Source organism: Actinoplanes sp. NPDC051475, from assembly GCF_040689425.1.
Classification (GTDB): Bacteria; Actinomycetota; Actinomycetes; order Mycobacteriales; family Micromonosporaceae; genus Actinoplanes.
On record NZ_JBFAZZ010000006.1, the window covers coordinates 58,271 to 84,659 of the forward strand.

Consider the following 26,389-nt stretch of genomic DNA (forward strand, 5'->3'; position numbering starts at 1 on the left):
GGCGGCGTGGTCGGATGGCTTGTGCCGCAGTAGTGCGGTGAAGCGCAGGTCGGAGCCGATCTGCGCGATGTCGGTGAGGTCCAGGTCGATCGCCTCGGCGATCGTGGTGACGCCCGCGTCGATCAGCGCCGTGCGGCCGGCGCCGAGCAGCTTCGGCGCGATGAAGCCCACCACCCGGTCGACCAGCCCCGCGGCCAGGAACGCCCCGGCCAGGGTCGGGCCGCCCTCGAGCAGCACCGCGCGGATGCCGCGGGCGTACAGGCCGGCGAGCAGGGCGGAGAGGTCGACGTGGCCGTCCGGCCCCACGCCGACCTCGGCCGCCGTCGCGATCCAGGTCTCGGCGGCGGCGTCGCGGACGCGGGCCGTCGCCGGGGTACGCCCGGACGAGTCGACGACCACCCGCAGCGGCTGCTTGATCGCGAGGCTGCCGTCGCGCAGGTCCCGGACGGTGAGCTGAGGGTCGTCGGCGAGCACCGTGCCCACGCCGGCCACGATGGCGTCGACTGTGCTGCGCAGCCGGTGCACGTCGGCCCGGGCCGGCTCCGAGGTGATCCACATGCTGGTGCCGTCGGCCGCCGCCGAGCGCCCGTCCAGGGTGGCCGCGTACTTCCAGGTCACGTACGGGCGGGCGCGGCGTACGGCGGTCAGCCAGGCAACGTTGCCCGCCTCGGCCTCCTGACGGCGTACCCCCGTCTCGATCTGGATCCCGGCGGCGCGCAGCGTCGCCGCTCCCCCGGCCGCGACCGGCGTCGGGTCGTCGACGGCGATGACCACCCGCTTGATCCCCGCCGCGATGAGCGCCTGGGCGCACGGGCCGGTCCGCCCGGTGTGGTTGCAGGGCTCGAGGGTGACCACCGCGGTGCCGCCCCGGGCCCGCTTGCCGGCCTGGGCGAGCGCGACGATCTCGGCGTGCGGGCCGCCCGCGTACGCGTGGAACCCCTCCCCCACGACCTTGCCGTCGAGGTCGAGCAGGAGGCAGCCGACGACCGGGTTGGGGCTGGTGGTGCCGAGGCCACGGGCAGCCAGCGCAATCGCGCGCCCCATCGCCTCGTGCTCGGTGACCATTTCCCTGCCTTTCCCTGACGCGGTGCGGTCACGCGCTCAGGGAGATGGGGAAAAACGCCGGGAACAGGACATCAGGGGACGCTTCGCGCCGCCCTGGACGAGGCACGCCGCGACGAGCCCTCGGTCCTGTTCCGCGCGCTGTCTCCCATCCGGACTGTCTGACCGATCGGCGTGTGCCGTTCGATCAACCGTCGGCCCTGGAGTCTCACCAGGTCCACCGGCCGTCGCAGAGCGACGTCCGGGTCGCGGGCTTACCTCCTCAAGATGCAGGAGGATCACCGCCGGTTCGGAATTTCACCGAGTCCCGCCAGCGCGTGGTGGGTCACCGGTCAGTGTTGCACGGGATCGGCGAGTTGCCACCTGCTGGGCGACCCACGTCACAAGTACGACATCAGAGCGGCGGGTCGTCGAGGTTCTCCGAGTCGAGGCGGCGGCGGTCGATGGCGACGTACGAGCCCGGCTGGCTCTTGGCGACCTTCTTCATCTCCGAGGCGACCGCCACCACGGCCCGGTGGTCGAGGTAGTTGCGGCCACCGTCGGTGGACTGCGCCACCCCGATGGAGAGCGTCACCAGCGCCGCCCGCTGCTTACCGCCACGCCGGTCCGGCACCTCGATGTAGCCGCGGCGCGCGTCCTCCGGGTCGTACAGCTGGTCGGCGGAGGCCTCGAAGTCGGTCACCATGTGCTTGGTCAGGGGAAGCACCTGCTCGGGATGGCAGATGAAGACGAAGTCGTCGCCGCCGATGTGGCCGAGGAACACCGGCGGGCGCCCGGCCGCGGCGGCAGCGCGGTGCAGGCTGCGCGCCAGCGTGGTGATGAAGTCGTCGCCGCGGTCGAAGCCGTACACGTCGTTGACCGGCTTGAACCGGTCGATGTCGACGTAGCCGACGGAGAACTCCCCGCCGGCCTTCATCCGGTCGACGATCTCGCGTGTCACACGGGCGTTGCCGGGCAGCCCGGTCAGGGGCGACACCTCGCGGAACTCCTTGTTGCGCCGCAGCGTCGAGGAGACCCGGGCGATCAGCTCCGCGGTGTCGAACGGCTTGACCAGGTAGTCGTCGACGCCGGCGGTCAGCCCCACGACCTTGTCGACGGTCATGCCCTTGGCGGTCAGCATGATGACCGGCAGCGCGGAGGTCAGCGGCTCGGCCCGCAGCCGGCGGGTCAGCTCGACGCCGTCCATCCGCGGCATCATCCAGTCGACCACCGCGAGGTCGGGGCGGCGCGACTCCATCATCTCCAGCGCCTCCTGGCCGTCGCGCGCCCGGATGACCTCGAAGCCGTGCACCTTGAGATTGAACCCGACGAACCCGGCGATGTCGTCGTCGTCGTCGACGACCATCACGAGGTCGGGTTTCTCCTGGGGTTCGGCGCCGGCGCTCATGCCCGGACGATCGTGCGCTCGGCGAGCGCCCGCAGCCTGCGGATCGCCTCGGCGGGGTCCTCCGCGCCGTAGACGGCGGTGCCCGCGACGAACGCGTCGGCGCCCGCCTCGGCGGCCTGCTCGATGGTGTCGGCCGCGATGCCGCCGTCGACCTCCAGCCGCACCTCGAGGTTCTTCGCCGTGATCCGCCGGCGCACGTCACGGACCTTGCCGAGCATCTCGGGCATGAACTTCTGGCCGCCGAAGCCGGCCTTGATGGTCATGATGAGCACCGTGTCCACGTAGGGCAGCAGCTCCAGGTAAGGCTCCACCGGCGTGTCCCGGTCGATGGCGAGGCCGGCCTTGGCCCCGGCCGCGCGCAGCGTCTTGGCCAGCGCCACCGGGTTCTCGCAGGCCTCGGCGTGGAAGGTGACGTTGTAGGCGCCGGCCTCCGCGTAGCCCGGGGCCCAGCGCTCCGGGTCCTCGATCATGAGGTGCACGTCGAACGGGATGCTCGTCGCCTTGCGCAGGCTCTGGACGACCGGCAGGCCGATGGTCAGATTGGGGACGAAATGGTTGTCCATGACGTCCACGTGCACCCAGTCGGCCGCCCCCTCGATGTCGTGCACCGCTTCGGCGAGATGCGCGAAGTCCGCGGCCAGGATGCTGGGGGCGATGATCGGCGATGACTCCACCGGAGAAGTGTATGGCCTCCGCGGGCCGGGCCGGGATACTCATGGGGTTCCGGACGGGAGGCTGGCATGCGGCGGGTGGTGGCGGCACTGGTGGCGGCGATGCTTGCCGCCGGGTGCACCGGCCCGCCCTCCGGCGACGCGGACGGCGACCTGACGGACGACTGGTCACCGTCGCCCACCCCCGCGGCGTTCCGCCCGGCCGCGCACGCGTGTCACGCACGGCTCGTGCAGGCGGCGTCGGTCGCCGACGAGGAGCCGGTCGGCTGCGACCAGGTGCACGTCAGCGAGGCCTTCCACCTCGGGACGGCGCCCGACGCCGACGTGCCGCCAGCGGCGGGCACGGCCGGCGACCGAGCCGCGTACAGGGAATGTGCGCAAGCCGCGGTGGACTTCGTCGGCGGATCGTGGCGCACCGCCCGGCTCGCGGTCCACGTGGTGTGGCCGACTCGGCAGGGGTGGTCCGGCGGCGCGCGCTGGTTCCGCTGCGATCTCACCCAGACAGACCTTGACGGGTACGGCCAGAGCGGCCGTACCGGCAGCCTCGAGGGCGAACTCACCCGCCCGTCCCCGCTTCGGCTGGGCTGCTTCACCCCGACGGTCGACGGCGAGACGGTCACCGAGATGCGTCCGGTGGGGTGCGGCCAGAAGCACCGCGCGGAGTTCGCCGGCCTGTGGCAGGCACCCGACGTCTCGTACGCGGACCTCGAAGCCGGCGTCGCCAGAAGCGCGGCGGGCTGCCGCAGCGTGATCGCCCACTTCGCCGCCCTGCCGGACGATTCCGACATGCAGTACCGCAGCGGCTGGATCTCGTACAACCCCACGCGCAGCGAATGGGTGGCCGGTGAGCGGCGGGTGCGGTGCTTCGTCTATTTCGCCGAGCGCACCATGACCCGGTCGCTGAAGAACGCCGGCCCGTCCGTGCTGACCGTCGACTGACTCACGCGCGGCGGGGCGCTCCTGTCCACGCGCGCCGCGTGGCAATGCACTCCATGTTCACGCACGCGCGCCTTGTTCACACGCGCCCTGTGTCACGCGCGCGTGGCGATGTGCCCCAGTTACGTGCGTGAGGCGAGGCGCTCCTGGAACGCCGCCGTGTCGTTGGTGCGCGGGAACGGCTCGTCAGGCACCGGCACGCCGAGGAACGCGCAGAGCGGCTCCCAGCCGTCGGTCACCCGGAACTCGAGCAACCGGTCGGCCGGGACCTCCCGCCGGACCGCCGCGTTGTGCTCCTCGAACACCCGGATGGCGTGGTCACGGTCGGCGAAGCGGCCGCCGAACGTGCCGTCCCAGACCACCGTTTCGATCATGGCGACGGGCGAGTCGCCGCCACGCGGGGCGTGCAGCGCCGCCTGGTAGATCGTCCGCAAGGCGCTGTCGTACCAGGCGTCCGGATCCCGCACGGTCAGGACGACCTTGGCGCCCGCGTGCTGCGCGACGAGCTCCCGCCAGAAATAGGTGCCCGGCCAGTCCACGGTGGAGCGACAGCCCTCGAACGCCTTGCGCAGGCTTGCCGGATCACCGCCGGCGGCCCGCCGGAACAGAGCCGAGCGCGCCGGATCGGCCAGCAGCGGCACCATGTGCATGCACGGACCGAAGCCCAGGCGCTCGATGGCGATTTTCAGGCTGAGTGTACCGGTACGTCCGAATCCGACCCCGATGACATCCATGGATGGACGATACTGGACATTGTTGACCCGAAAGGTGAGCTTTCAGCTGGTGCGGCGCAGCACCGCCAGGAACATGGCGTCGGTGCCGTGCCGGTGCGGCCACAGCTGAACCGTCGGACCCGGCCCGAGCTTCGGCATGCCCGGCGGGAGCAGTGGCCGCGCGTCCACGAAGTCGACCTCCACCCCGCTGCGCCGCGACCCCTCGGTGACCGTCACCTGAGTCTCGACCATGTGCGGCGAACACGTCACGTACGCGACCACGCCACCCGGACGGACCGCCCGCAGCGCCGCCACCAGCAGCTCGCGCTGGAGCCGGGTCAGCGGCGGCAGGTCGGCCGGCTGGCGGCGCCAGCGGGCCTCGGGGCGCCGCCGCAGCGAGCCCAGTCCGGTGCAAGGCGCGTCGACCAGCACCCGGTCGAACCCCTCCTCCGGCAGGTCGGGGTCGCGGCCGACCGTACGCCCGTCGGTCGGCAGAACGGTGACCGGCAGCCCGCCGGTGGCCTGCTCGACCAGCCGGGCGCGGTGGTCGGCGACCTCGACGGCGGTGACCTCGGCGCCGCGCTGCGCGGCGATCGCGCCGAGCAGGCCGGCCTTGCCGCCCGGCCCCGCGCACAGGTCCAGCCAGCGGGTGTCCTGGCCCTGGACCGGGGCCGCCAGCAGCGCGGCGGCGACCAGCTGGGAACCCTCGTCCTGCACGTGGGCGCGGCCGTCGCGGATGGCGGCGAGGTCGCCCGGCGACCCGCCGTTGAGATAGACCGCGTACGGCGAGAACGCCCCCGGAACCCCCTCCACCTCGTCGGCGAGGTCGACCGCGTCGGCCCGGCCCGGGCGGGCGCACAGGTGCACGACCGGCGGCTGGTTGTCCTCGATCAGCAGCCGGGCGGTGTCGTCCAGGTCGCCGCCGAGGGCCTCGGAGAACGACCGGATGATCCACTCCGGGTGGTTGTGCACCACGGAGAGGTTGCCGATCGGATCCTCCGAGTAGTCCGGCGCGAGCCGGGTCAGCCAGTCGTCGAGGCTGGTCTCGGAGATGCCGCGCATGACCGCGTTGGCGAACCCGGCGGCACCGGGCGCGACCGACCGCACCAGGTCCACGGTCTGGTTCACCGCCGCGTGCGCCGGGACCCGGGTGAAGAGCAGCTGGTACGCCCCCAGCCGCAGCGCGTCCCGGGCGGGCGGGTCGATCCGGGCCACGTCCCGCCCGGCCGCCTCGGCGATGATCCGGTCGAGGGTGCCCAGGGCGCGCAGCGTGCCGTACGTCAGCTCGGTGGCGAACGCCGCGTCCCGCCCGTGCAGCCCCATGCCCCGCAGGATCTCGCCGAGGACCAGGTTCGCGTACGCGTCATCGCGGTGCACGGCGGCGATCGCCTCGTACGCCGCCTGCCGGGCCGGGTCCGTCGGCGGACGGCCGCCGCGCGGTCCCCGGCCGGAGCGGACGTCACGGCCGTCGGTCCGGCCGTATCCCGGACCGCCGGGTCGCCGGGGCCGCCCGGAGTTGTGGGGGCGGTCGGCGCGGTGCTCGGAACTCACTGAAGCTGCTCTCCCGGGTTGATCCGCAGGCCGCGCGCCCAGTCGCTCGCGGACATCGGCTTCTTGCCGGCGGCCCGGACCTCGCCGAGGATCACCGGGGTGGTGGCGGTGCCGGCGAGCACCTGGGTGCGCTCGACCAGCAGTTCGCCGGGCTTGAGGGGGGACGCGTTGGCGACCGGGCGCACCGGGCCGAGCTTGAGCCGCTCGGCCCGCAGGGTCGTCCAAGCGCCGGGGGCGGGCGTGCACGCCCGGATCCGCCGGTCGACGGCGAAGGCCGGATCGTCCCAGCGCACCCGGGCGTCCTCGACCGTGATCTTCGGAGCCATGCTGACCCCGTCGGCGGGCTGCGGATGGGCCCGGGCCGTGCCGGCCTCGATCGCGTCGAGGACGGCGACCAGCAGCCCCGCCCCCTCGGTGGCGAGCCGGCCGAGCAGGTCGCCGGAGGTGTCGTGCGGGCGGATCTGCTCGGTCAGCGTGCCGTAGACCGGACCGGTGTCCATGCCGGCCTCGAGCTCGAACACGCTGGCACCGGTGACTTCGTCGCCGTGCAGGACGGCATGCTGCACGGGCGCGGCGCCGCGCCACGCGGGCAACAGGGAGAAGTGCAGGTTCACCCATCCGCGTCGGGGAATCTCCAGCGCGGTGGGCGGCACCAGGGCGCCGTACGCGACCACCGGCACGCAGTCCGGCGCGATCTGGCGCAGCCGCTCCTGGAACTCGGCCTCCCGCGGGCGCTGCGGGGTGAGCACCTCGATGCCCCGCTCGTCGGCCCACGCACCGGCGGGCGAGCGGACCAGCCGCCGCCCCCGGCCGGCCGGCGCGTCGGGGCGGGTCACGACGGCCACCAGCTCGTGCGAGGAGGCGGCGATGGCGTCGAGGGAGGGCAGGGTCACCTCCGGCGTACCGGCGAAGACGAGACGCATGCTCACCGCCCCACGCCGAAGAGGCCCCGGCCGTGCGGGCTGGGCTTGACCACAGGTGGCTTGGCAGCGTCGTACCAGTCCGCGGCGCGGATCTGCTTCATCGCGTCCTTCCGGGCGGCGGTGTCGAGGCGGTCCAGGAACAGCACGCCGTCGAGGTGGTCGGTCTCGTGCTGCACACAGCGGGCCATCAGCCCGGTGCCGACCAGGCGGACCGGATCGCCGTACTCGTTGAAGCCCTCCGCCACGACGTTCTGGCGGCGCTTGGTGTCGACATAGACACCGGGGATGGACAGGCAGCCCTCGGGGCCGTCCTGCTCCTCCTCGTCGGGGAAGCTGAGCACCGGGTTGACGATGTGCCCGACCACGTCGTCGACGTCGAACGTGAACACCCGCAGGCCGACCCCGAGCTGCGGGGCGGCCAGGCCGGCGCCACCCTCGTCGAGCATGGTCTCGGTGAGATCCCGGACCAGGGCGCGCAGTTCCTTGTCGAAGTCGGTGACCGGATCGGCCTGCGTACGCAGCACCGGGTCGCCGAACAGGCGGATGGGCTGAACGGTCACGCGGTGCCACTCCTGACTCGGGAAAGACTGGGTCGCGCCCTAGTCTACGGAGCCCACCGAGACCGGAAGAGTCGCCCATCCGCGCAGGGTGAGCCGGTCGCGGCGCACCGGCTCAGCGGCCGGCGCCAGCCGCGGAAACCGGCGCAGCACGGCAGGCAGGGCGACCTGAGCCTCCAACCGCGCCAGCGGCGCGCCGAGGCAGTAGTGCACGCCCGCCCCGAACGACAGCGGCGCGTTGTCCGGCCGGTCCGGATCGAACCGGTCCGGATCGGCGAACCGCGCGGTATCCCGGTTCGCGGCGCCGAGGAACACGATGAGCTCGCTGAACGCCGGCACCGGCACCCCGGCGACCACGGTGTCCGCCCCGGCGAAACGGCCGGTCAACTGCACCGGCGGCTCGTACCGCAGCATCTCCTCGACGTACGCGGGCGCGGCACCGGGATCGTCCCGCAGCCGCCCGGCGAGCGCCGGTCGTTCCAGAAGCACCCGCAGGCCGTTGCCGAGCAGGTTGGTGGTGGTCTCGAACCCGGCGACCAGCAGCAGGGCCAGATTCCCCATCAGCTCGCCGGCGGTGAGCTTGTCCCCGCCGGAATCGTGCGCCGCCGCCAGGGCGGTGACCAGGTCATCCTGCGGATCTTGGCGGCGCACCTCGATGAGGGCGGTGAAATAGTCCTCCAGCTCCTCGGCCGCGGCATGGGCACCGGCGGCCTGCTCCTCGGTGAGCTGCACCTCCAGCACCGCGGTGAGGGCCTCGGCCAGCCGCCGGAACCGGCCCCGATCAGCGGCCGTGACGCCGAGCAGGGCACAGATCACCTTGATGGGCAACGGGTACGCCAGCTGCGTCATGAAGTCGGCCACCCCGCCGCCGGTCCGCGCGACCATCTCGTCGAGGGTTTCCGCGACCTGAGCCTCGATGACGTCCCGGAGCAGACCCACCCGCCGGGCCGTGAAGACGCCGGAAGCCAGCCGCCGCATCCGCGTGTGATTCGGCGGATTCTGCTTCAACATCGAGTCGGCGAACAGGGCGACACCCTTGTTGCCCCGCCAATCGGGCCAATGCTGGTCGAGCAGCGCCGCGTCGAACACGATCATCGCGGGATCCCGAAGAACCGCATCGGCGGCATGCCAGCCGGTGACGAAGAACGCACCGGCCTGCCCGACGATCGGCCCCTGCGACCGCAGCGCGGAGTAGGCGGGATAAGGATCGAGCCCGGCACCGGGCGAAAGCAGCACCTCGACGGCCGCGGCGGCATCCATCACTCCATTGTGCTGACCCCGGCACACCGATGTCGATCCAGCCCTTCAGCGTCGGCGCGTCCTCACGCGGGCTCGACCCCTTTTTCCGGGCCGGACATCACAGCAGTTCAGCGGGGTCGACCTGAACGCGCACCGGCAGGGCCGCCTTCTTCGCGCTCCGCACCGCGGCGCCCTCGTGCAGAGCGCGGGCCAGCTCGGCGGCTCGACCCCGCGACACCCGGACCAGCATGCGTTCCTGGTCCTCCGGCGCGGGCACCGGCCCGAGCAGCTCGGCGCCCTGCGGCAGCCGTGCAGCGGCGAGCAGCTCCGCGACCGCCTCGGCCCGGCCGGTGAGGCTCGCGAACCGGGCGGCGGGCGGAAAGCCCAGCTCCCGGCGCTCCGCCAGCTCCCGGGCGGCGAACCAGCCCGGCTCCCACCGCAGCAACGCCTGCACGGGCGCCAGCGACCCGTCCGCGACAACCACCACCCGGCCACCCGCGGCGCCCGGCCGTGCCAGTGCGGCGGCGGACAACCAGCGCCGCATCGTCTCCTCGGCCGCGCGCAGGTCGGCGCGGGTCAGCAGGGCCCAGGTGTCGAGCAGGAGCACCGCGCCGTAACCGCCCTCGGCGACCGGCTCGGCGCCCGGGGTGGCGACGACCACGGCGGCATCGCCGGGAACGGTGTCCAGCACCTCGTCCCGCCCGGACGTCCGCACCGGCACGCCGGGAAACGCCCGGCCCAGCTCCTCGGCCGTCCGCCGGGCACCGGTCACCGAGGCACGCAGCCGCCGCCCCCCGCATGCCGGACAGGCATAGGCCGCGGCAGCACGCCCACACCAGTGACAGGTCGGCACCGCCCGCGCCCCCGCCAGCCCGAGCGGCCCGGAACAGTGCGGACACCGGGCGGGCATCCGGCACTCGGCGCACGCCACCGAGGGGAGATAACCGCGCCGAGGCACCTGCACGAGCACCGGCGCCCCGCCCTGCAACGCCTGCCGCGCGGTCTGCCAGGCCAAACTCGGCAACCGCGCGGTGACCGCTCCGGGATCCCGCGCGAGCTGCGAATCGTCACCCGTCGGAGCGACCGCGGGACTGCGCGCCCGCAACATGTCCCGCCCCGCGACGATCTCCTTCGCCCATCCGGTCTCCAAGAGCAACTGCGCTTCTCCGGTACGGGCGAAGCCCCCGACAAGCGCAGCACACCCGGCGAGCTGAGCCCGCGTGAGCAGCACCTCCCGAGCATGCGGATAGGGAGCCCGAGGCTCGGCGTGCAGATCGTCGCCGTCATCCCAGATCACCACGAGCCCCAGATCGGCGACGGGCGCGAACATGGCCGCCCGCGTCCCGGCGACGACCCGAACCCGGCGCCGGCTCGCAGCCAGAAACCGCCGATATCGCTCGGAAGGCCCTGCGGCGGCGTGGAGAGCCACATGCCGCCCCTCGCCGAGAACCTTGGTCAGCGCACGATCGACACGGTCGAGGTCGCGCGCGTCGGCCACCACCACGACGACACCCCGCCCACCCCGGACCGTAGCCGCAGCAACCTCAGCGATCCGCGCGGGCCAGTCCTCCCCAGGCAACGCCGACCACACGGCGCGGGCATCGCGCCCCTGCTCGAGCGCATGCAGGAACGCGGGCCCGGCCGGATAGTCGTCCCACCCGGTGCCGCTCACGGCGGTCTCGACGCCGACGTCGGGGGCAGGCCTTGCGCCGGAGTCCCGGGGAACCTCAGCGATGGCATGGCGGACCGGGTCTGTGGCGACATCGCTCGCGGCTTCGGAGACGGGAACATGCGCGGTGTCCGAGGCAGCGTCAAGGGCGGCATCGCGCACGGCGTCGGGAGCACGCTTGATGTCTGCGGCGACAACACGCGCGGCATCCCGCGGGGCGTCTGGGACAGCATCGCGCGCGGCGTCGTCGGCGACACCGCAGCCGGCATCGGGCGAGGCCACAGCTGCGGCATCCCGGGCAACCTCAACGGTAGCTTCGTGGGCCGCTACAGCAGCGGCATCCCGGGCAGCCTCAGCGGCGGGATCGCCGGCGGCTTCAGCGGCGGCCGGTTCGGGTTGTGCCTCCACCCTGGCGTGGCGCGGCGGAATTGCCAGCCTCAGGACGTCCGAGAGGTTTCCGGCATAACGATCCGCGATCGCCCGGGCCAGGCGGGCGATCTCGGGATCGAGCACCCGCTCCCCCGAGACCACTTTGTCCAGATAAGCCAGCTTGGCGTGGGTGCTGGACTCCACCCGTTCGAGCAGGAAGCCGTTGACCATCTGCCCGGCGAAGCGCACCTTCACCCGCACGCCGGGCTGTGCCACCGCGTCGTCCGCGGCGGAGATCAGATAGTCGAACGGCCGATCGAGGTGTGGCAGCGGCACGTCCACGCAGACCCGCGCGACCGGCAGCGTCGCCGCCGGCTCCCGGTCCTTGCTCTTCGCCGTCACCCGCCCATTCTGGCGCCGGGGTGCGACAACTTCGGCGAACAGCGGCGCCACATCGGCACCGATCGAAGGCACCGCGCTGTCGCCTTTGTCCGTGACACCGGGCGGAGGACCGGGCGGTCCCCCAGCCGGCCCGGCGACCAGAGCAGACACCCCGACCGGCCCGGCGACCAGAGCAGACACCCCCACGGGGCCGGCGACCAGAGCAGACACCCCGACAGGGCCGGCGAACAGAGCGGGTGCCCCGGCCGCAGCCTGGGCACCCGTCTCCTGCGTCAAAGCGTCAGCTCTTCCACCAACGGAAGCGTCAGGCCGCAGCGTTCTTCAGGTCCTGAGCGCGGTCCGTGCTCTCCCACAGCAGCTCCGGCAGTTCGCGGCCGAAGTGGCCGTATGCCGCGGTCTGCTGGTAGATCGGGCGCAGCAGGTCGAGGTCGCGGATGATCGCGGCCGGGCGGAGGTCGAACACCTCGTGGATGGCCTTCTCGATGCGCTCCACCGGGACGTTCTCGGTGCCGAAGGTCTCCACGAACAGCGAGACCGGGTGGGCCTTGCCGATCGCGTACGCGACCTGGGTCTCGCACCGCTCGGCGAGGCCGGCGGCGACCACGTTCTTGGCGACCCAGCGCATCGCGTACGCCGCGGAGCGGTCCACCTTGGACGGGTCCTTGCCGGAGAAGGCGCCGCCGCCGTGGCGGGCGTAGCCGCCGTACGTGTCGACGATGATCTTGCGGCCGGTGAGGCCGGCGTCGCCCATGGGGCCGCCGATCTCGAAGCGTCCGGTCGGGTTGACCAGCAGGCGGTAGCCGTCGGTGTCCAGCCCCAGGCCTTCGAGCTCGGGGGCGATGACGTGCTCGCGGATGTCCGGGGTCAGCAGCGACTCGAGCGAGATGTCCGCGGCGTGCTGCGACGACACCACGACGGTGTTGAGGCGGACCGGGCGCAGGCCGTCGTACTCGATCGTGACCTGGGTCTTGCCGTCCGGGCGCAGGTAGGGGATGGTGCCGTCCTTGCGCGCGGCCGACAGGCGGCGGGCCAGGCGGTGGGCGAGCGCGATCGGCAGCGGCATCAGCTCGGGGGTCTCCGAGCAGGCGAAGCCGAACATCATGCCCTGGTCGCCGGCGCCCTGGGCGTCGAGGACGTGCTCGGAGTTGCCCTCGCGCAGCTCGACCGCGCTGTCGACGCCCTGGGCGATGTCGGGCGACTGCGAGCCGATGGACACGCTCACGCCGCACGACGCGCCGTCGAAGCCCTTCTTCGACGAGTCGTAGCCGATGCCGAGGATGGTCTCCCGCACGATGCTGGGGATGTCGGCGTACGCCTGGGTCGTCACCTCGCCGGCCACGTGCACCTGGCCGGTCGTGATCAGGGTCTCCACCGCAACGCGGCTGCGCGGGTCCTGCGTCAGCAGGGCGTCGAGAATACCGTCGCTGATCTGGTCAGCGATCTTGTCCGGGTGGCCTTCCGTGACCGACTCGGAAGTGAACAGGCGGCGTGCCACGGTGCTCCTCAGAATTTCGTCGAAGGTTCGTTCCGCGGCAGTGTAGTCACCGACGCGGTGGGGGCGCAGGCCCGGTCCAGCGGCGTCCCAGTCTGCCTGGCCTGCGGCTCGAGCCGGGTGGCGACCTCGTCCCATATCGCATCCGCCACATCGTCTTTGGGGAGTTCCCCCAGCTGCACGGTCGTGCCGTCGGCACCCAGAATCGTCACCGTGTTGTGGTCGGCTCCGAAGACCAGGTCGGCGCCCACCTCGTTAACGACGATGAGGTCGGCACGTTTCCGACTGAGCTTTCCGCGGGCGTTCTCCAGCGCGTCCCTCGTCTCGGCGGCGAACGCGACGAGCAGCTGACCAGGGCGTTTGCCGGCACCGATCTCGGCCGCGATGTCCGGGTTGGTGACCAGCGCGATCGTGGGCGCCGTACCGTCGTCCGATTTTTTGATCTTGTGTCCGGCGACGTCCGAAGGGCGGAAATCGGCCGGCGCGGCGGCCATGACGACGACGTCCGCGCCGGCGGCGGCCGCGACGGTGACCTTGCGGAGTTCTTCCGTCGTGCCGACTTTCACCACATCGGCTCCCGCAGGAGCGGGCAAAGTGACGTTCGCCGCAATCAGGGTGACCCGGGCACCACGGGCGACCGCAGCCCGGGCGAGGGCGTATCCCTGCTTCCCCGACGAGCGATTGCCGAGGAACCGTACGGGGTCGAGCGGCTCACGGGTGCCGCCCGCGGTCACCACGACGTGCCGCCCGGCGAGGTCGGCCTCGGCCGCCGCGCCGCGGCGCAGGACCCGCAGCGCGGTGGCGAAGATCGCCTCGGGGTCGGGCAGCCGCCCCTTGCCGGTGTCGGCGCCGGTCAGCCGGCCGACCGCGGGCTCGATGACGATGTGGCCGCGCTCGCGCAGGGTCGCCACGTTGGCGCGGGTGGCGGCGTTCTCCCACATCTCGGTGTGCATCGCGGGCGCGAAGATCACCGGGCAGGTGGCGGTGAGCAGGGTGTTGGTCAGCAGGTCGTCGGCGAGGCCGTGGGCGGCCTTCGCGAGCATGTCGGCGGTGGCGGGGGCGACGACGACCAGGTCGGCGTGCCGGCCGATCCGCACGTGCGGCACCTCGTGGACGTCGTCCCAGACCTCGGTGGCCACCGGGCGCCCGGACAGCGCGGCCCAGGTGGGCTCGCCGACGAACTTGAGCGCCGAGGCGGTCGGGACGACCCGGACACCGTGGTCCGACTCGGTGAAGAGGCGCAGCAGCTCACAGGCCTTGTACGCGGCGATCCCGCCGCAGACGCCGAGCACGACCTCGGTCATGACCACTCCCGTCGAGGAGAACGAAAAACCCGCGCCCGCAGAGCGGACGCGGGTCGAAGGACACCGAGGGCGTCAGGGCTGGTCGGTGGCCTCGGCGGTGAGCAGGCCCGCGTTGATCTCGCGCATCGCGATCGACAGCGGCTTCTCCTGCGGCGTCGTCTCCACGAGGGGGCCGACGTACTCGAGGAGGCCCTCACCGAGCTGGCTGTAGTAGGCGTTGACCTGACGGGCGCGCTTGGCCGCGAAGATCACCAGGGAGTACTTCGACGAGGTCTTGTCGAGCAGCTCGTCGATCGGCGGGTTGGTGATGCCTTCGGGGTTGGCGATGGTTCCCACGAATGATTCCTCACGATTGGGAGAGCTGAGCGGTCCTACGACTCCGGCGCTGCACTCCGAGGCCTTACGACTTTGAGGCCTTACGCCTCGGGAGCTTGGGCGGGAGTCAGGAAGGACGAACCGAGCAATCCTACCAGCTCGTCAGCGGCGCGCTCGACGAAGTCGTTGACGACCGTACGGTCGAACTCCTTCTCGGCCGCCAGCTCGTGATCCGCGTGTTCGAGGCGGCGGCGGATGGTCGCCTCGTCGTCGGTGCCGCGGCCGACCAGGCGGCGGCGGAGCTCCTCGACGCTGGGCGGGGCCAGGAACACCAGCTGGGCGTCGGGCATCATGGCCCGCACCTGCCGGGCGCCATGCAGATCGATCTTCAGCAGCACCGGCCGGCCCTGCGACAGCCAGCCCTCGACCTGCGCGCGGGGCGTGCCGTACATGTTGCCGGCGAACTCCGCCCACTCGAGGAGCTGGTCTCCTTCGACCAGACGCTGGAACTCCGAACGGGTGACGAAGTGGTAATGCTCACCATCGGTCTCGTAGTCGCGCTTCTTGCGGGTCGTCACCGACACCGACAGCTTGATCCATGGCGAGCGCGCCCGGATCAGCTCGATCACGCTGTCCTTGCCCACCCCCGAGGGGCCGGACAGGACGGTGAGTCGGGCTGCCGGGCGCGCGTCGTCATCCATGCTCACAGGCTCATTCAACACGAGCCGGTGAGTCAGTTCGCAGCGAACTCCCCCAGGAGGGCCTTACGCTGCTGCTCGCCGAGGCCACGAAGGCGACGACTGTCGGCGATCTTGAGCTTCTCCATGATCTGGGTGGCCCGGATCTTGCCGATGCCCGGCAGCGCCTGGAGCACGGCCGAGACCTTCAGCTTGCCGACGACGTCGTCGCCCTCGGCCCGGTCGAGCACGGCGGCGAGGGTGGTCTTGCCAGACTTGAGCTGATCCTTCAGCTCTGCCCGGGCCTTGCGAATCTCCGCGGCCTTCTCCAACGCGGCTGCACGCTGCTCGGGGCTCAGTGACGGGAGCGGCACCAGTTCTCCTCAGGTCCCTATCGCGCCAGTAGTCCAATACCGGCGCTTCTGTGAAACGTGGTGTGCCAGGGAACCAAAGGGGCATGTGGTTCCCGGCGCCGGGAAAACTAGCGGTCAACGGCGCTTTCGGCAACGTGGGGGTACCCCCCACCCGCCTGCCACCGGGCCTGGTAAGCAGGCCGTTTCACCCGATCACGGCCCGGCAGGCGGCCTCGGCGCGGTCCGCGGCGGCCCGCAGGGCGACCGGGTCCGGGCCCGCCGAGAGAACCTCCCGTGAGTACGACGGCAGCACGTTCCGCAGGCTCTCACCGAAGATCGCCTTGAGCCCCGCGGGGTCGCCGCCCTGCGCGCCGAGGCCCGGAGCGAGCAGCGGTCCGTTGACGTCCGAGAGGTCGTGACCGGTCTCGCCGATGGTCGCCCCGACCACGAGTCCGAAACTTCCGAGGCCGTCCACACCCCTGTTGAGCTGGGAAATCTCGTCGATGACGGTCTGCGCGACGGTTCGCCCGCCGGCCGTTCGCGCGTGCTGGACCGCCGCTCCTTCCGGGTTGGACGTCAGCGCCAGGACGAAGACACCGGCGCCGTTCGCGGCCGCCGTGTCGAATGCGGGCCGCAGAGAACCGACACCGAGATAGGGACTCACAGTAATCGCGTCGGCACGGAGAGAACTGTCCGGATCCAGATATGCACTCGCGTAAGCGGCCATCGTGGACCCGATGTCGCCCCGTTTCACGTCCAGAAGCACGAGTGCACCGGCCTCTCGTGACTGTCGGATAATTGACTCAAGGATCATGGTGCCACGTGATCCAAATCTCTCGAAAAAGGCCGACTGCGGCTTCAGAACGGCGACCCGATCGGCCAGTGTTTCGACAACCGTAAAGGCGAAGCGTTCCAGGCCGGCGACGTCGTCCGAGAGACCCCATCGCGCCAGGAGGGCGGCGTGGGGATCGATGCCGACGCACAGCGGGCCCCTGGCGTCCATGGCGGCGCGCAGCCGGCGTCCGAAGCTCTCCATAGGGGCGATTCCCTTTCGTGTCAGGTGGCGGACACCGCGGCGGCGATTCCTCGGGTAATGGAGGCGACATCGGCGTCGCTCGCCACGTACGGCGGCATTGTGTAGATCAGGTCCCGGAACGGCCGCAGCCACACCCCGGCCTCGACCGCGGCGGCGGTGGCCTTCGGGACGTCGACGTCGTGGCCGAGCTGCACGACGCCGATCGCGCCCAGGACGCGCACGTCGGCGACGCCGGGGGCGCTGCTCAGCGGCTCCAGACCGGCGCGCAGGGCCCGTTCGATACCCGTCACCCGGCCCCGCCAGTCCTGGGCCGTCAGGAGGCCGATGGAGGCGTTCGCCACGGCGCAGGCGAGCGGGTTTCCCATGAAGGTGGGCCCGTGCGCCAGCCCGCCCGCGCTGCTCGCGCTGACGGCACGGGCGACGGCGGTCGTGCACAGCGTCGCGGCGAGGGTCAGATAACCTCCGGTCAGGGCCTTGCCCAGGCACATGATGTCCGGCGTCACCCCGGCGTGGCCCGCCGCGAACAGCTCACCGGTACGCCCGAAGCCGGTGGCGATCTCGTCGAAGATCAGCAATACGCCCTGGGCCGCCGTCACCTCCCGGAGCACCCGCAGATACTCCGGATGATGGAACCGCATCCCGCCCGCGCCCTGCACGACCGGCTCCACGATCACCGCGGCGAGCTCGTGCGCGTGCCGTTCGACCGTCTCGGCCAGCTCCGCGGCGTAGGCCTCGTCGTAGCCGGCCGGCGGTGCCCCGGCGAAGACCTGGGCGGGCAGGACGCCGGTCCACAGCGAGTGCATGCCGCCGACCGGGTCGCAGACGCTCATCGGGTGGAACGTGTCGCCGTGGTAGCCGCCACGCCAGGTGGCGAGCCGGCGCCGGCCGGTCTGCCCGCCGGCGAGCTGGGCCTGCAACGCCATCTTGATCGCCACCTCGACCCCGACCGAGCCGGAGTCGGCGAGGAAGACGTGCTCGAGTCCCTCCGGGGTCAGCTCCACCAGCGTGCGGCAGAGCTCGACCGCAGGCGCGTGGGTGAGGCCGCCGAACATCACGTGGCTCATCCGGCCGGCCTGGTCGGCCAGCGCGGCGTCGAGCACCGGGTGGCGGTAGCCGTGGATCGCCGCCCACCACGACGACATGCCGTCGACCAGCTCACGGCCGTCGGCCAGCCGCAGGCGGACACCCTCGGCGCTGTCGACCACGTACGGCTCGGCCCGCCCGGGCATGGGCCCGTACGGATGCCACACATGGGCCCGGTCGAGCGCCAGCAGGTTCATCGGCGGGCCTTGGCCGCCGCTCTGACCAGCGCCGGACCCCGGTAGATGAAGCCGGTGTAGAGCTGCACGAGCGACGCGCCGGCGTCGAACATCCGGGCCGCGTCGTCGGGCGCCACGATGCCGCCCACGCCGATGATCGGCAGCCGGCCACCGGTCTCCTGGTGGACGAAGTGGACGATCTTGCGGGCCCGCTCGGTCAGCGGCCGCCCCGACAGTCCCCCGGCCTCCCCCGCCCGTGGCTGGTCGCCGGCGGCGACACCGTCCCGGCTCAGCGTCGTGTTGGTGGCGATCACCCCGGCGGCGCCGTACGCGAGGCAGACCTCCAGCAGCTCGGCGACCGCGGGCTCGGCGAGGTCCGGGGCGATCTTCACCAGCACCGGGGTCTTGCCGACCAGCGCGCCGAGCAGCGCCGCGATCGCCGACTTGTCCTGCAGCGTCCGCAGGCCCGGCGTGTTCGGCGAGGAGACGTTGACCGCGATGTAGTCCGCGTACGGGTGCAGCAGCTCGTAGGAGGTCAGGTAGTCCTGCACCGCCTCCTCGAGCGGCGTCACCTTGGATTTGCCGAGCGAGATCCCGAGCGGGATCCCCAGCGGGCCCAGGGCCTTGAGCCGGTCGGCGAGCGCCGCCGCACCCTCGTTGTTGAAGCCCATCCGGTTGATCACGGCCTGGCTGTCGCGCAGCCGGAACAGCCGGGGCTTGTCGTTGCCGGGCTGCGCCTTGGCGGTGACCGTGCCGACCTCGACGAAGCCGAACCCGAGCGCGGGCCAGGCCGGCAGCGCGACGCCGTTCTTGTCCATCCCGGCGGCCAGCCCCACCGGATTGGGGAACCGCACGCCGAAGACCTCGACCGGCGCGTTGACCGAATACAGCCGGCGCAGCAGGGCCCGGGTGCGGGCGCCGAGGCCGGCCAGCCGTCGCAGGGTGACCTCGTGCGCGGTCTCCGCGTCCCCGCCGCCCACCCGGAACAGCACCGGGCGGACGGCGGTCTCGAAGATCGTCACTCGGTCTCCCGCAGCGCGGCGTGCAGCTCCTGGAGCGGGCGTACGGACATGTCGCCGCGCATGAGCGCCTCGATGCCCATCACCGCCGCGGCCGCACCCGGCACCGTCGTGATGCTCGGGATGTCGTAGGTGACCGCGGCGCTGCGGATCTCGTAGCCGTCCGAGCGGGCGCTCGCCCCCGAGCCCTGCGGGGTGTTGATGATCAGCGCGATCTCGCCCGCCCCGATCAGCTCCACCGCATTGCGGCCGGGGCTCTCGAAGTGCTTCGGCACGATCTCGCACGCGATGCCGTGCCGGCGCAGGACCTCGCCCGTTCCCGCTGTGGTCACGATGTCGAAGCCCAGGTCGGCGAGGCGCTTGATCGGGAAGATCATCGAGCGCTTGTCGCGGTTGGCCACCGAGACGAAGACCTTGCCGCTGGTCGGCAGGGAGCCGTACGCCGCGGCCTGCGACTTGGCGAACGCCGGGCCGAAGGCGGGGTCGATGCCCATGACCTCGCCGGTCGACTTCATCTCGGGCCCGAGCAGGCTGTCCACGCCCTTGCCGGCCGGGGTGCGGAACCGCTTGAAGGGCAGTACCGCCTCCTTGACCGCGATGGGCGCGTTCGGCGGGGTCTCGCCGCCGTCGCGGGTGCGCAGCAGCACACCCTCCTCGCGCAGCTCCTTGACGGTGGCACCGAGCATGATCCGGGCCGCCGCCTTGGCCAGCGGCACCGCGGTCGCCTTGGAGACGAACGGCACCGTCCGGGACGCGCGCGGGTTGGCCTCGAGCACGTAGAGGGTGTCGTCCTTGAGCGCGTACTGGACGTTGAGCAGGCCCCGCACCCCGACGCCGCGGGCGATCGCCTCGGTGTAGCGGCGGACCTCGGTCAGGTGCGAGCCGGCCAGGGTGACCGGCGGCAGCGTGCACGACGAGTCGCCGGAGTGGATGCCGGCCTCCTCGATGTGCTCCATCACACCGCCGATGTACACCTCGCCGGTGGCGTCGCACAGCGCGTCCACGTCGATCTCGATCGCGTCGTCGAGGAAGCTGTCGACGAGCACCGGGTGGTCCGGCGAGATCTCCGTGGCGCGGGCGATGTAGTCGGCGAGGGTCGGCTCGTCGTACACGATCTCCATGCCGCGGCCGCCGAGCACGTACGACGGCCGGACCAGCACCGGGTAGCCGATCTCGTCGGCGATCGCCTTGGCCTCCTCGAAGGAGGTCGCGGTGCCGTGGGCAGGCGAGCGCAGCCCCGCCTTGGCGAGCACCGCACCGAACGCGCCGCGGTCCTCGGCCAGGTCGATCGACTCCGGCGAGGTGCCGACGATGGGCACCCCGGCCGCCTTGAGCCGCCGGGCGAGGCCGAGCGGGGTCTGGCCGCCGAGCTGCACGATCACGCCGACCACGCCGGGGCCGCCCGCGGCCTTGCCGGACGCGTCCTCGGAGTGGAAGACCTCGAGCACGTCCTCGAAGGTCAGCGGCTCGAAGTAGAGCCGGTCGGCGGTGTCGTAGTCGGTGGAGACGGTCTCCGGGTTGCAGTTGACCATGACGGTCTCGTACTGGCCCTTGAGCGCCATGACCGCGTGCACGCACGAGTAGTCGAACTCGATGCCCTGGCCGATCCGGTTCGGGCCGGACCCCAGGATCAGCACCTTGGGCCGGTCCGAGGGCGCGACCTCGGTCTCCTCGTCGTACGTCGAATAGTGGTACGGCGTCTGCGCCTCGAACTCGGCGGCACAGGTGTCCACGGTCTTGTAGACCGGCCGGATGCCGAGCCGGTGGCGCAGCGTCCGCACCCCGTCCTCGCCGGCCAGCTCGGGACGCAGCGCGGCGAGCTGGCGGTCGGACAGCCCGCTGCGCTTCGCGCGGCGCAGCAGCGCCTCGTCGAGCACGGGCGCCGAGAGGATCTCCTCGCGCAGGTCCACCAGGGCCTTGATCTCGTCCAGGAACCACGGGTCGATCCGGCCGCTGGCCTCGTGCACCTGCTCGACGCTCGCGCCGAGGCGCAGCGCGGCCTCCACGGTGTAGAGGCGCCCGTCGTGCGGGATCCGCAGCGCCTCGAGGGCCTCGTCGCGGTCCTCGAAGGAGGGTGCCGTCCAGAAGCCGGCGGCCTTGGTCTCCATCGAGCGCATCGCCTTGTTGAGCGCCTCGGCGAAGTTGCGGCCCAGGCTCATCGCCTCGCCGACCGACTTCATCGTGGTGGTCAGCTCGGGGTCGGCGCCGGGGAACTTCTCGAAGGCGAACCGCGGGATCTTCACGACCACGTAGTCCAGCGCCGGCTCGAAGGCCGCCGGCGTCTTGAGCGTGATGTCGTTGGGGATCTCGTCGAGGGTGTAGCCGATGGCCAGCTTCGCCGCGATCTTCGCGATCGGGAAGCCGGTGGCCTTGGAGGCCAGCGCCGACGAGCGCGAGACGCGCGGGTTCATCTCGATGACGACCAGGCGCCCCGTGTCCGGGTTGATCGCGAACTGGATGTTGCAGCCGCCGGTGTCGACGCCGACCTCGCGCAGGACCGCGATGCCGAGGTCGCGCAGGTTCTGGTACTCACGGTCGGTGAGGGTCATCGCGGGCGCCACGGTGACGCTGTCGCCGGTGTGCACGCCCATCGGGTCGATGTTCTCGATCGAGCAGACGACCACGACGTTGTCGTGCTTGTCCCGCATCAGCTCGAGCTCGTACTCCTTCCAGCCGAGCACGCTCTCCTCGATGAGCACCTCGTGCACCGGGGAGGCGGCCAGGCCGGCGCCCGCGATGCGCTCGAGGTCCTCGTCGGTGTGCGCCATGCCGGAGCCGAGCCCGCCCATGGTGAACGACGGGCGGATGACCACCGGCAGGCCCAGGTCGGCGACGGTGGCCCTGACCTCGTCCATCGAGTGGCACACGCGGCTGCGCGGGGTCTCGCCGCCGGCCTTGGCGACGATGTCCTTGAACAGCTGCCGGTCCTCGCCGCGGCGGATCGCGTCGATGTTGGCGCCGATCAGCTCGACGCCGTACTTGTCCAGCACGCCGTTCTCGTGCAGGGCGACCGCCGTGTTGAGCGCGGTCTGCCCGCCCAGCGTGGGCAGGATCGCGTCGGGGCGCTCCTTGGCGATGACCAGCTCGACGAACTCCGGGGTGATCGGCTCGACGTACGTGGCGTCGGCGAACTCCGGGTCGGTCATGATCGTCGCGGGGTTGGAGTTGACCAGGGAGACGCGCAAACCCTCGGCGCGCAGGACCCGGCAGGCCTGGGTGCCCGAGTAGTCGAACTCGCAGGCCTGGCCGATCACGATCGGCCCGGAGCCGATCACCATGACGTGCTGCAGATCAGTGCGCTTCGGCATCAGGCATCCACCTTCTCGACGAGCTCCACGAACCGGTCGAACAGGTAGTCCGCGTCGTGCGGGCCCGCGGCCGCCTCGGGGTGGTACTGGACGGTGAAAGCGGGCACCTCGAGTGCCCGCAAGCCCTCGACCACGTTGTCGTTGAGGCACACATGGGAGACCTCGACGCCGCCGAAGTCCGTGTCGATCACGGTGTTCAGCGGCGCGTCGACGGCGAACCCGTGGTTGTGGCTGGTCACCTCGACCTTGCCGGTGGTCTTGTCGAACACCGGCTGGTTGATGCCGCGGTGGCCGTACCCGAGCTTGTAGGTGCCGAAGCCGAGCGCCCGGCCCAGGATCTGGCTGCCGAAGCAGATGCCGAACAGCGGCACCCGACGCGACAGCACGGCGCGGGCCAGCGCGACCGGCCCGTCCGCGGTGGCGGGGTCGCCCGGGCCCGGGGACAGGAACACGGCGTCGGGGCTGACCGCGAGCAGGTCCTCGATGGACGAGGTGGCCGGGAAGATGTGCGTGGTCACGCCGCGCTCGGCCAGCCGGCGGGAGACGTTGCGCTTGATGCCGAGGTCGAGGGCGGCGACCGTGTACCGGTGCTCGCCGACCGCCTCGACGGTGTAGCGCTCGGGGGTGGTGACCTCGGCGGACAGGTCGGCGCCGAGCATCTCGGGAGCGGCCTTGACCCGCTCCAGCAGCGACGCCGGATCGAGGTCGACGGTGGAGATACCGACCCGCATCGCGCCTCGCGAGCGCAGGTGCCGGGTCAGCGCCCGCGTGTCGATGCCGCTGATGCCGACGACGCCCTCGGCGGCCAGGCGCTCGCCCAGGTCACCGGTCGCGCGCCAGTTCGACGGACGCCGGGCCGGGTCGCGCACGACGTAGCCCGCCACCCAGATCCTGCTCGACTCGTCGTCCTCGTCGTTGACGCCGGTGTTGCCGATCTGCGGGGCCGTCTGCACGACGACTTGCCGGTGGTACGACGGGTCGGTCAGCGTCTCCTGATAACCGGTCATGCCGGTGGTGAACACGGCCTCGCCGAAGGTCTCCCCCTCGGCGCCGTAGGAGTATCCGGAGAACGTGCGCCCGTCTTCGAGCACAAGGATTGCTGATTTCATTTGACGGCCTTCCCGTCCAGGACTGTCGGCTCTCCCCGGAGGAAGGTCGCGACGATGCGACCCGGCAGGGTGGTGCCCGCGTACGGAGTGTTGCGGCTGCGGCTCGCCAGCTCGGCCGGGTCCACGACCCGGCGGGCGGACGGGTCCACCAGCGTGAGGTTGGCCGGCGAACCGGCGGAGAGATCGGTGCCGTGCCCGGTCAGGCCGGCGATCCGGGCCGGGGCCCGGGACATGCGCTCGGCGATCAGCTCCCATCGATGATCAGGGCTCAGATCGCTCAGGACACTCAGGACGACCGGCAGTGCGGTTTCGAGGCCGACCATGCCGGGGCGCGCGTACGCCCATTCGCACTCCTTGTCCTCCACGGCGTGCGGGGCGTGGTCGGTGGCGACGATGTCGATGACCCCGTCGATCAGGGCCTGCCGCAGCGCCTGCACGTCGGCGGCGGTGCGCAGCGGCGGGTTGACCTTGTAGACCGGGTCGTAGCTGGCGGCGAGCTCGTCGGTGAGCAGCAGGTGGTGCGGCGTGACCTCGGCGGTCACCCGTACGCCCCGGGCCTTGGCGTGGCGCAGCACCTCGACGGACCCGGCCGTGGAGACGTGGCAGACGTGCAGGCGGCTGCCCACGTGCTCGGCGAGCAGCACGTCGCGGGCGATGATCGCCTCCTCGGCGACCGCGGGCCAGCCGGTCAGGCCGAGCCGGGTCGAGACCTCGCCCTCGTGCATCTGGGCGCCCTCGGTGAGCCGGGGCTCCTCGGCGTGCTGGGCGATGATGCCGTCGAACGCCTTCACGTACTCCAGGGCGCGGCGCATCAGGCGCGGGTCGGCGACGCAGTGCCCGTCGTCGGAGAAGATCCGCACGTTCGCCGCCGACGTGGCCATCGCGCCCAGCTCGGCGAGCTGCTTCCCGGCCAGGCCCACGGTGACCGCGCCGATCGGCAGCACGTCGACCAGGCCGGCCTCGCGGCCGAGCCGCCAGACCTGCTCGACCACGCCCGCGGTGTCGGCCACCGGCGACGTGTTCGCCATCGCGAAGACCGCGGTGTAGCCGCCGAGGGCCGCCGCGCGGGATCCGGTCTCGACCGTCTCGGCGTCCTCGCGGCCGGGCTCGCGCAGGTGGGTGTGCAGGTCGACCAGCCCGGGCAGGGCCACCAGACCCGCGGCGTCGATCGTCTCGTCCGCCTTGCCGGCGCCCTCGGCGATGACGCCGTCGCGGATCAACAAGTCGGTGGGGGCGGCACCCAGGACGGAGACATTCTTGATCCGGTACGACTTCATGCCTTGCCTCCGAGCAGCAGGTAGAGAACGGCCATCCGGGCGCTGACGCCGTTGGCGACCTGTTCGACGATCGTGGAGCGCGACGAGTCGGCCACCTCGGGCGCGATCTCCATGCCCCGGTTCATCGGGCCCGGGTGCATGACGATCGCGTGCTCCGGCAGCTTCCTCATGCGCGTAGCGTCGAGTCCGTAGCGGCGGCTGTATTCCCGCGCGGAAGGGAAGTAAGAGTCCTGCATCCGCTCGGTCTGCACCCGCAGCATCATCACCACATCCATGCCGGGCAGGACGCTATCGAGGTCGTACGACACTCTTGTTCGAGTTTCTTTCGGTTTTCCGCCGCGGGAAGGCTCAGTCTGGGGCGAGAGCGCGGCGGCGATGTCGACCGGGATCAGCGTCGGCGGACCGACCAGAGTGACCTTGGCGCCGAGGGTGCTGAGCAGCAGAACGTTGGAGCGGGCGACGCGGCTGTGAAGGACGTCACCCACGATGGCGACGTTCAGGCCGTCGATCTTCCCGAGCCGCGAGCGCATCGTGTACGCGTCCAGCAGCGCCTGCGTCGGGTGCTCGTGGGTGCCGTCGCCGGCGTTGATCACCGAACCGTCCACCCAGGACGCGAGCCGGTGCGGTGCGCCCGAGGCCGGGTGCCGGATCACGACCGCGTCGGCGCCCATCGCCTGCAGGGTCAGCGCCGTGTCCTTGAGGCTCTCGCCCTTGGAGACGCTGGAGCCCTTGGCGGAGAAGTTGATGACGTCGGCGGAGAGCCGCTTTGCCGCGGCCTCGAAGGAGATCCGGGTACGCGTGGAGTCCTCGTAGAAGAGGTTGACGACGGTACGCCCGCGCAGGGTCGGCAGCTTCTTGACCTCGCGACCGGCCAGGGCGGCCATCTCGCCGGCGGTGTCCAGGATCAGCGTGGCGGTGTCCGCGTCCAGGTCCGCGGCGGAACGCAGATGCTTGATCATGCGGCGTCTCCGTACAGCTTGACCTCGTCGACGCCGTCGTCGGTCTCGGCGAGCGACACGCGTACCTTCTCGGCCAGCGCGGTGGGGATGTTCTTACCGACGTAGTCGGCGCGAATGGGCAACTCGCGGTGCCCGCGGTCGACCAGGACGGCGAGCTGCACCGAGCTGGGCCGGCCGACGTCGCTGAGCGCGTCGAGCGCGGCCCGCACCGTGCGCCCGGAGAAGAGAACGTCGTCGACGAGGATCACGCGACGCCCGTCCAGCCCGCCGCCCGGGATGTCGGTCTTGCCGAGTGCCCGGGTGGCGTGCAGCCGCAGGTCGTCGCGGTAGAGGGTGATGTCGAGCGCGCCCACCGGGATGTCGATGCCCTCGAAGGCATGGATCCGGGAGGCGAGGCGGCGGGCCAGCGGGACGCCGCGGGTCGGGATGCCGAGCAGGACGGTGTCCGTGGCGCCGGACGTCTTCTCGAGGATCTGGTGAGCGATCCGGTCGACGACCCGCTGCAGGTCGGACCCCGAAAGAATGATCTTGGTAGAACCTGTGTCGGCGCGTGGGTATGCCACGGCTGACCTCCTTCCCCGCCTCACGGGACGGGTCGTTAAAGGACGTCTGTGCAACTCTTCACCGGACCCCCCGATCAAGGGCCGCCCGATGGCTGACGCTACGTTACCAGTGAGCGCAGCGATGACCATGGTGACGTGGCCGACCCACGGACCAGACGGACGAATGCGGGCAACTCTCTCCCTGGCTCAGCGACTCATCGGTAACCGACACTTGACCAGGGCTTGCAAACTCCGTACCG

At 71.6% G+C, this 26,389-nt stretch carries 22 protein-coding genes, 1 pseudogene and 1 riboswitch; of the genes and pseudogenes, 1 reads left to right on the forward strand and 22 read right to left on the reverse strand.

The features are described 5' to 3' along the window. Nucleotides 1-18: 18 nt before the first annotated feature. From ribD to rpe, 3 genes and pseudogenes are all read right to left on the reverse strand, one after another. Nucleotides 19-1,065, reverse strand: a pseudogene (gene ribD / locus AB0368_RS14100) (bifunctional diaminohydroxyphosphoribosylaminopyrimidine deaminase/5-amino-6-(5-phosphoribosylamino)uracil reductase RibD); the annotation flags it as partial. Nucleotides 1,066-1,198: 133 nt separating this feature from the next. After that, nucleotides 1,199-1,381, reverse strand: a riboswitch (FMN riboswitch). Between the two features lie 75 nt (nucleotides 1,382-1,456). Next, nucleotides 1,457-2,449 (reverse strand): response regulator, encoded by a 993-nt coding sequence (locus AB0368_RS14105; protein ID WP_366154254.1) that lies wholly within the window; start codon nucleotides 2,447-2,449, stop codon nucleotides 1,457-1,459. Continuing rightward, nucleotides 2,446-3,123 carry a ribulose-phosphate 3-epimerase gene (gene rpe, locus AB0368_RS14110; RefSeq protein WP_366154255.1) on the reverse strand — a complete coding sequence of 226 codons (678 nt, stop codon included), beginning with the start codon at nucleotides 3,121-3,123 and terminating at the stop codon, nucleotides 2,446-2,448. The genes AB0368_RS14105 and rpe overlap by 4 nt, the downstream gene beginning before the upstream one ends. A 66-nt stretch (nucleotides 3,124-3,189) precedes the next feature. Between rpe and AB0368_RS14115 the strand changes: the two genes are divergently transcribed. After that, nucleotides 3,190-4,059, forward strand: a complete 870-nt coding sequence (locus AB0368_RS14115; RefSeq protein ID WP_366154256.1) for a septum formation family protein — start codon at nucleotides 3,190-3,192, stop codon at nucleotides 4,057-4,059. Between the two features lie 119 nt (nucleotides 4,060-4,178). Here the strand turns inward: AB0368_RS14115 and AB0368_RS14120 are convergent, their stop codons facing one another. From AB0368_RS14120 to pyrR, 19 genes are all read right to left on the reverse strand, one after another. Further along, nucleotides 4,179-4,790 (reverse strand): sulfotransferase family protein, encoded by a 612-nt coding sequence (locus AB0368_RS14120; protein ID WP_366154257.1) that lies wholly within the window; start codon nucleotides 4,788-4,790, stop codon nucleotides 4,179-4,181. A 42-nt stretch (nucleotides 4,791-4,832) separates the two neighbouring features. Further along, entirely contained in the window at nucleotides 4,833-6,320 is a 1,488-nt protein-coding gene (locus AB0368_RS14125) for a transcription antitermination factor NusB (protein ID WP_366154258.1), read from the reverse strand. Further along, nucleotides 6,317-7,243, reverse strand: a complete 927-nt coding sequence (gene fmt / locus AB0368_RS14130) for a methionyl-tRNA formyltransferase (RefSeq protein WP_366154259.1) — start codon at nucleotides 7,241-7,243, stop codon at nucleotides 6,317-6,319. Before fmt ends, AB0368_RS14125 begins: the two co-directional genes overlap by 4 nt. Nucleotides 7,244-7,245: 2 nt before the next feature. Then, complete coding sequence (gene def, locus AB0368_RS14135) at nucleotides 7,246-7,803, reverse strand: peptide deformylase (protein ID WP_366154260.1); 558 nt, start codon at nucleotides 7,801-7,803, stop codon at nucleotides 7,246-7,248. Nucleotides 7,804-7,842: 39 nt separating this feature from the next. Then, entirely contained in the window at nucleotides 7,843-9,060 is a 1,218-nt protein-coding gene (locus AB0368_RS14140) for a cytochrome P450 (RefSeq protein ID WP_366154262.1), read from the reverse strand. A 97-nt stretch (nucleotides 9,061-9,157) separates the two neighbouring features. Beyond that, nucleotides 9,158-11,419, reverse strand: coding sequence for a primosomal protein N' (locus AB0368_RS14145; RefSeq protein WP_366154581.1), 2,262 nt, complete (start codon nucleotides 11,417-11,419; stop codon nucleotides 9,158-9,160). 364 nt (nucleotides 11,420-11,783) lie between these two features. After that, entirely contained in the window at nucleotides 11,784-12,974 is a 1,191-nt protein-coding gene (metK, locus tag AB0368_RS14150; RefSeq protein ID WP_366154263.1) for a methionine adenosyltransferase, read from the reverse strand. 8 nt (nucleotides 12,975-12,982) lie between these two features. Then, nucleotides 12,983-14,275, reverse strand: a complete 1,293-nt coding sequence (gene coaBC / locus AB0368_RS14155; protein WP_366154264.1) for a bifunctional phosphopantothenoylcysteine decarboxylase/phosphopantothenate--cysteine ligase CoaBC — start codon at nucleotides 14,273-14,275, stop codon at nucleotides 12,983-12,985. A 72-nt stretch (nucleotides 14,276-14,347) separates the two neighbouring features. Beyond that, nucleotides 14,348-14,611, reverse strand: a complete 264-nt coding sequence (rpoZ, locus tag AB0368_RS14160) for a DNA-directed RNA polymerase subunit omega (protein ID WP_071807772.1) — start codon at nucleotides 14,609-14,611, stop codon at nucleotides 14,348-14,350. 80 nt (nucleotides 14,612-14,691) lie between these two features. Then, a complete protein-coding gene (gene gmk, locus AB0368_RS14165; protein WP_366154265.1) occupies nucleotides 14,692-15,291 on the reverse strand; it encodes a guanylate kinase in 600 nt (199 codons plus the stop codon). A gap of 32 nt (nucleotides 15,292-15,323) precedes the next feature. Beyond that, the gene (gene mihF, locus AB0368_RS14170; RefSeq protein WP_071807771.1) at nucleotides 15,324-15,641 is read right to left on the reverse strand and encodes an integration host factor, actinobacterial type; all 318 of its coding nucleotides are present in this window, start codon (nucleotides 15,639-15,641) and stop codon (nucleotides 15,324-15,326) included. A gap of 184 nt (nucleotides 15,642-15,825) precedes the next feature. Then, nucleotides 15,826-16,656, reverse strand: coding sequence for an orotidine-5'-phosphate decarboxylase (gene pyrF, locus AB0368_RS14175; protein ID WP_366154266.1), 831 nt, complete (start codon nucleotides 16,654-16,656; stop codon nucleotides 15,826-15,828). A gap of 20 nt (nucleotides 16,657-16,676) precedes the next feature. Next, nucleotides 16,677-17,936, reverse strand: a complete 1,260-nt coding sequence (locus AB0368_RS14180) for an adenosylmethionine--8-amino-7-oxononanoate transaminase (RefSeq protein ID WP_366154267.1) — start codon at nucleotides 17,934-17,936, stop codon at nucleotides 16,677-16,679. Beyond that, a complete protein-coding gene (locus tag AB0368_RS14185) occupies nucleotides 17,933-18,937 on the reverse strand; it encodes a quinone-dependent dihydroorotate dehydrogenase (protein ID WP_366154268.1) in 1,005 nt (334 codons plus the stop codon). Before AB0368_RS14185 ends, AB0368_RS14180 begins: the two co-directional genes overlap by 4 nt. After that, nucleotides 18,934-22,242, reverse strand: a complete 3,309-nt coding sequence (gene carB / locus AB0368_RS14190; protein WP_366154269.1) for a carbamoyl-phosphate synthase large subunit — start codon at nucleotides 22,240-22,242, stop codon at nucleotides 18,934-18,936. The genes AB0368_RS14185 and carB overlap by 4 nt, the downstream gene beginning before the upstream one ends. After that, a complete protein-coding gene (carA, locus tag AB0368_RS14195; RefSeq protein WP_366154270.1) occupies nucleotides 22,242-23,351 on the reverse strand; it encodes a glutamine-hydrolyzing carbamoyl-phosphate synthase small subunit in 1,110 nt (369 codons plus the stop codon). The genes carB and carA overlap by 1 nt, the downstream gene beginning before the upstream one ends. Continuing rightward, nucleotides 23,348-24,628: a dihydroorotase gene (locus tag AB0368_RS14200; RefSeq protein WP_366154271.1), complete on the reverse strand. Its 1,281-nt coding sequence runs from the start codon at nucleotides 24,626-24,628 to the stop codon at nucleotides 23,348-23,350. The genes carA and AB0368_RS14200 overlap by 4 nt, the downstream gene beginning before the upstream one ends. After that, nucleotides 24,625-25,587, reverse strand: coding sequence for an aspartate carbamoyltransferase catalytic subunit (locus tag AB0368_RS14205; RefSeq protein ID WP_366154272.1), 963 nt, complete (start codon nucleotides 25,585-25,587; stop codon nucleotides 24,625-24,627). The genes AB0368_RS14200 and AB0368_RS14205 overlap by 4 nt, the downstream gene beginning before the upstream one ends. Next, nucleotides 25,584-26,150, reverse strand: coding sequence for a bifunctional pyr operon transcriptional regulator/uracil phosphoribosyltransferase PyrR (gene pyrR / locus AB0368_RS14210; RefSeq protein WP_366154273.1), 567 nt, complete (start codon nucleotides 26,148-26,150; stop codon nucleotides 25,584-25,586). The genes AB0368_RS14205 and pyrR overlap by 4 nt, the downstream gene beginning before the upstream one ends. Between the last annotated feature and the right edge of the window lie 239 nt (nucleotides 26,151-26,389).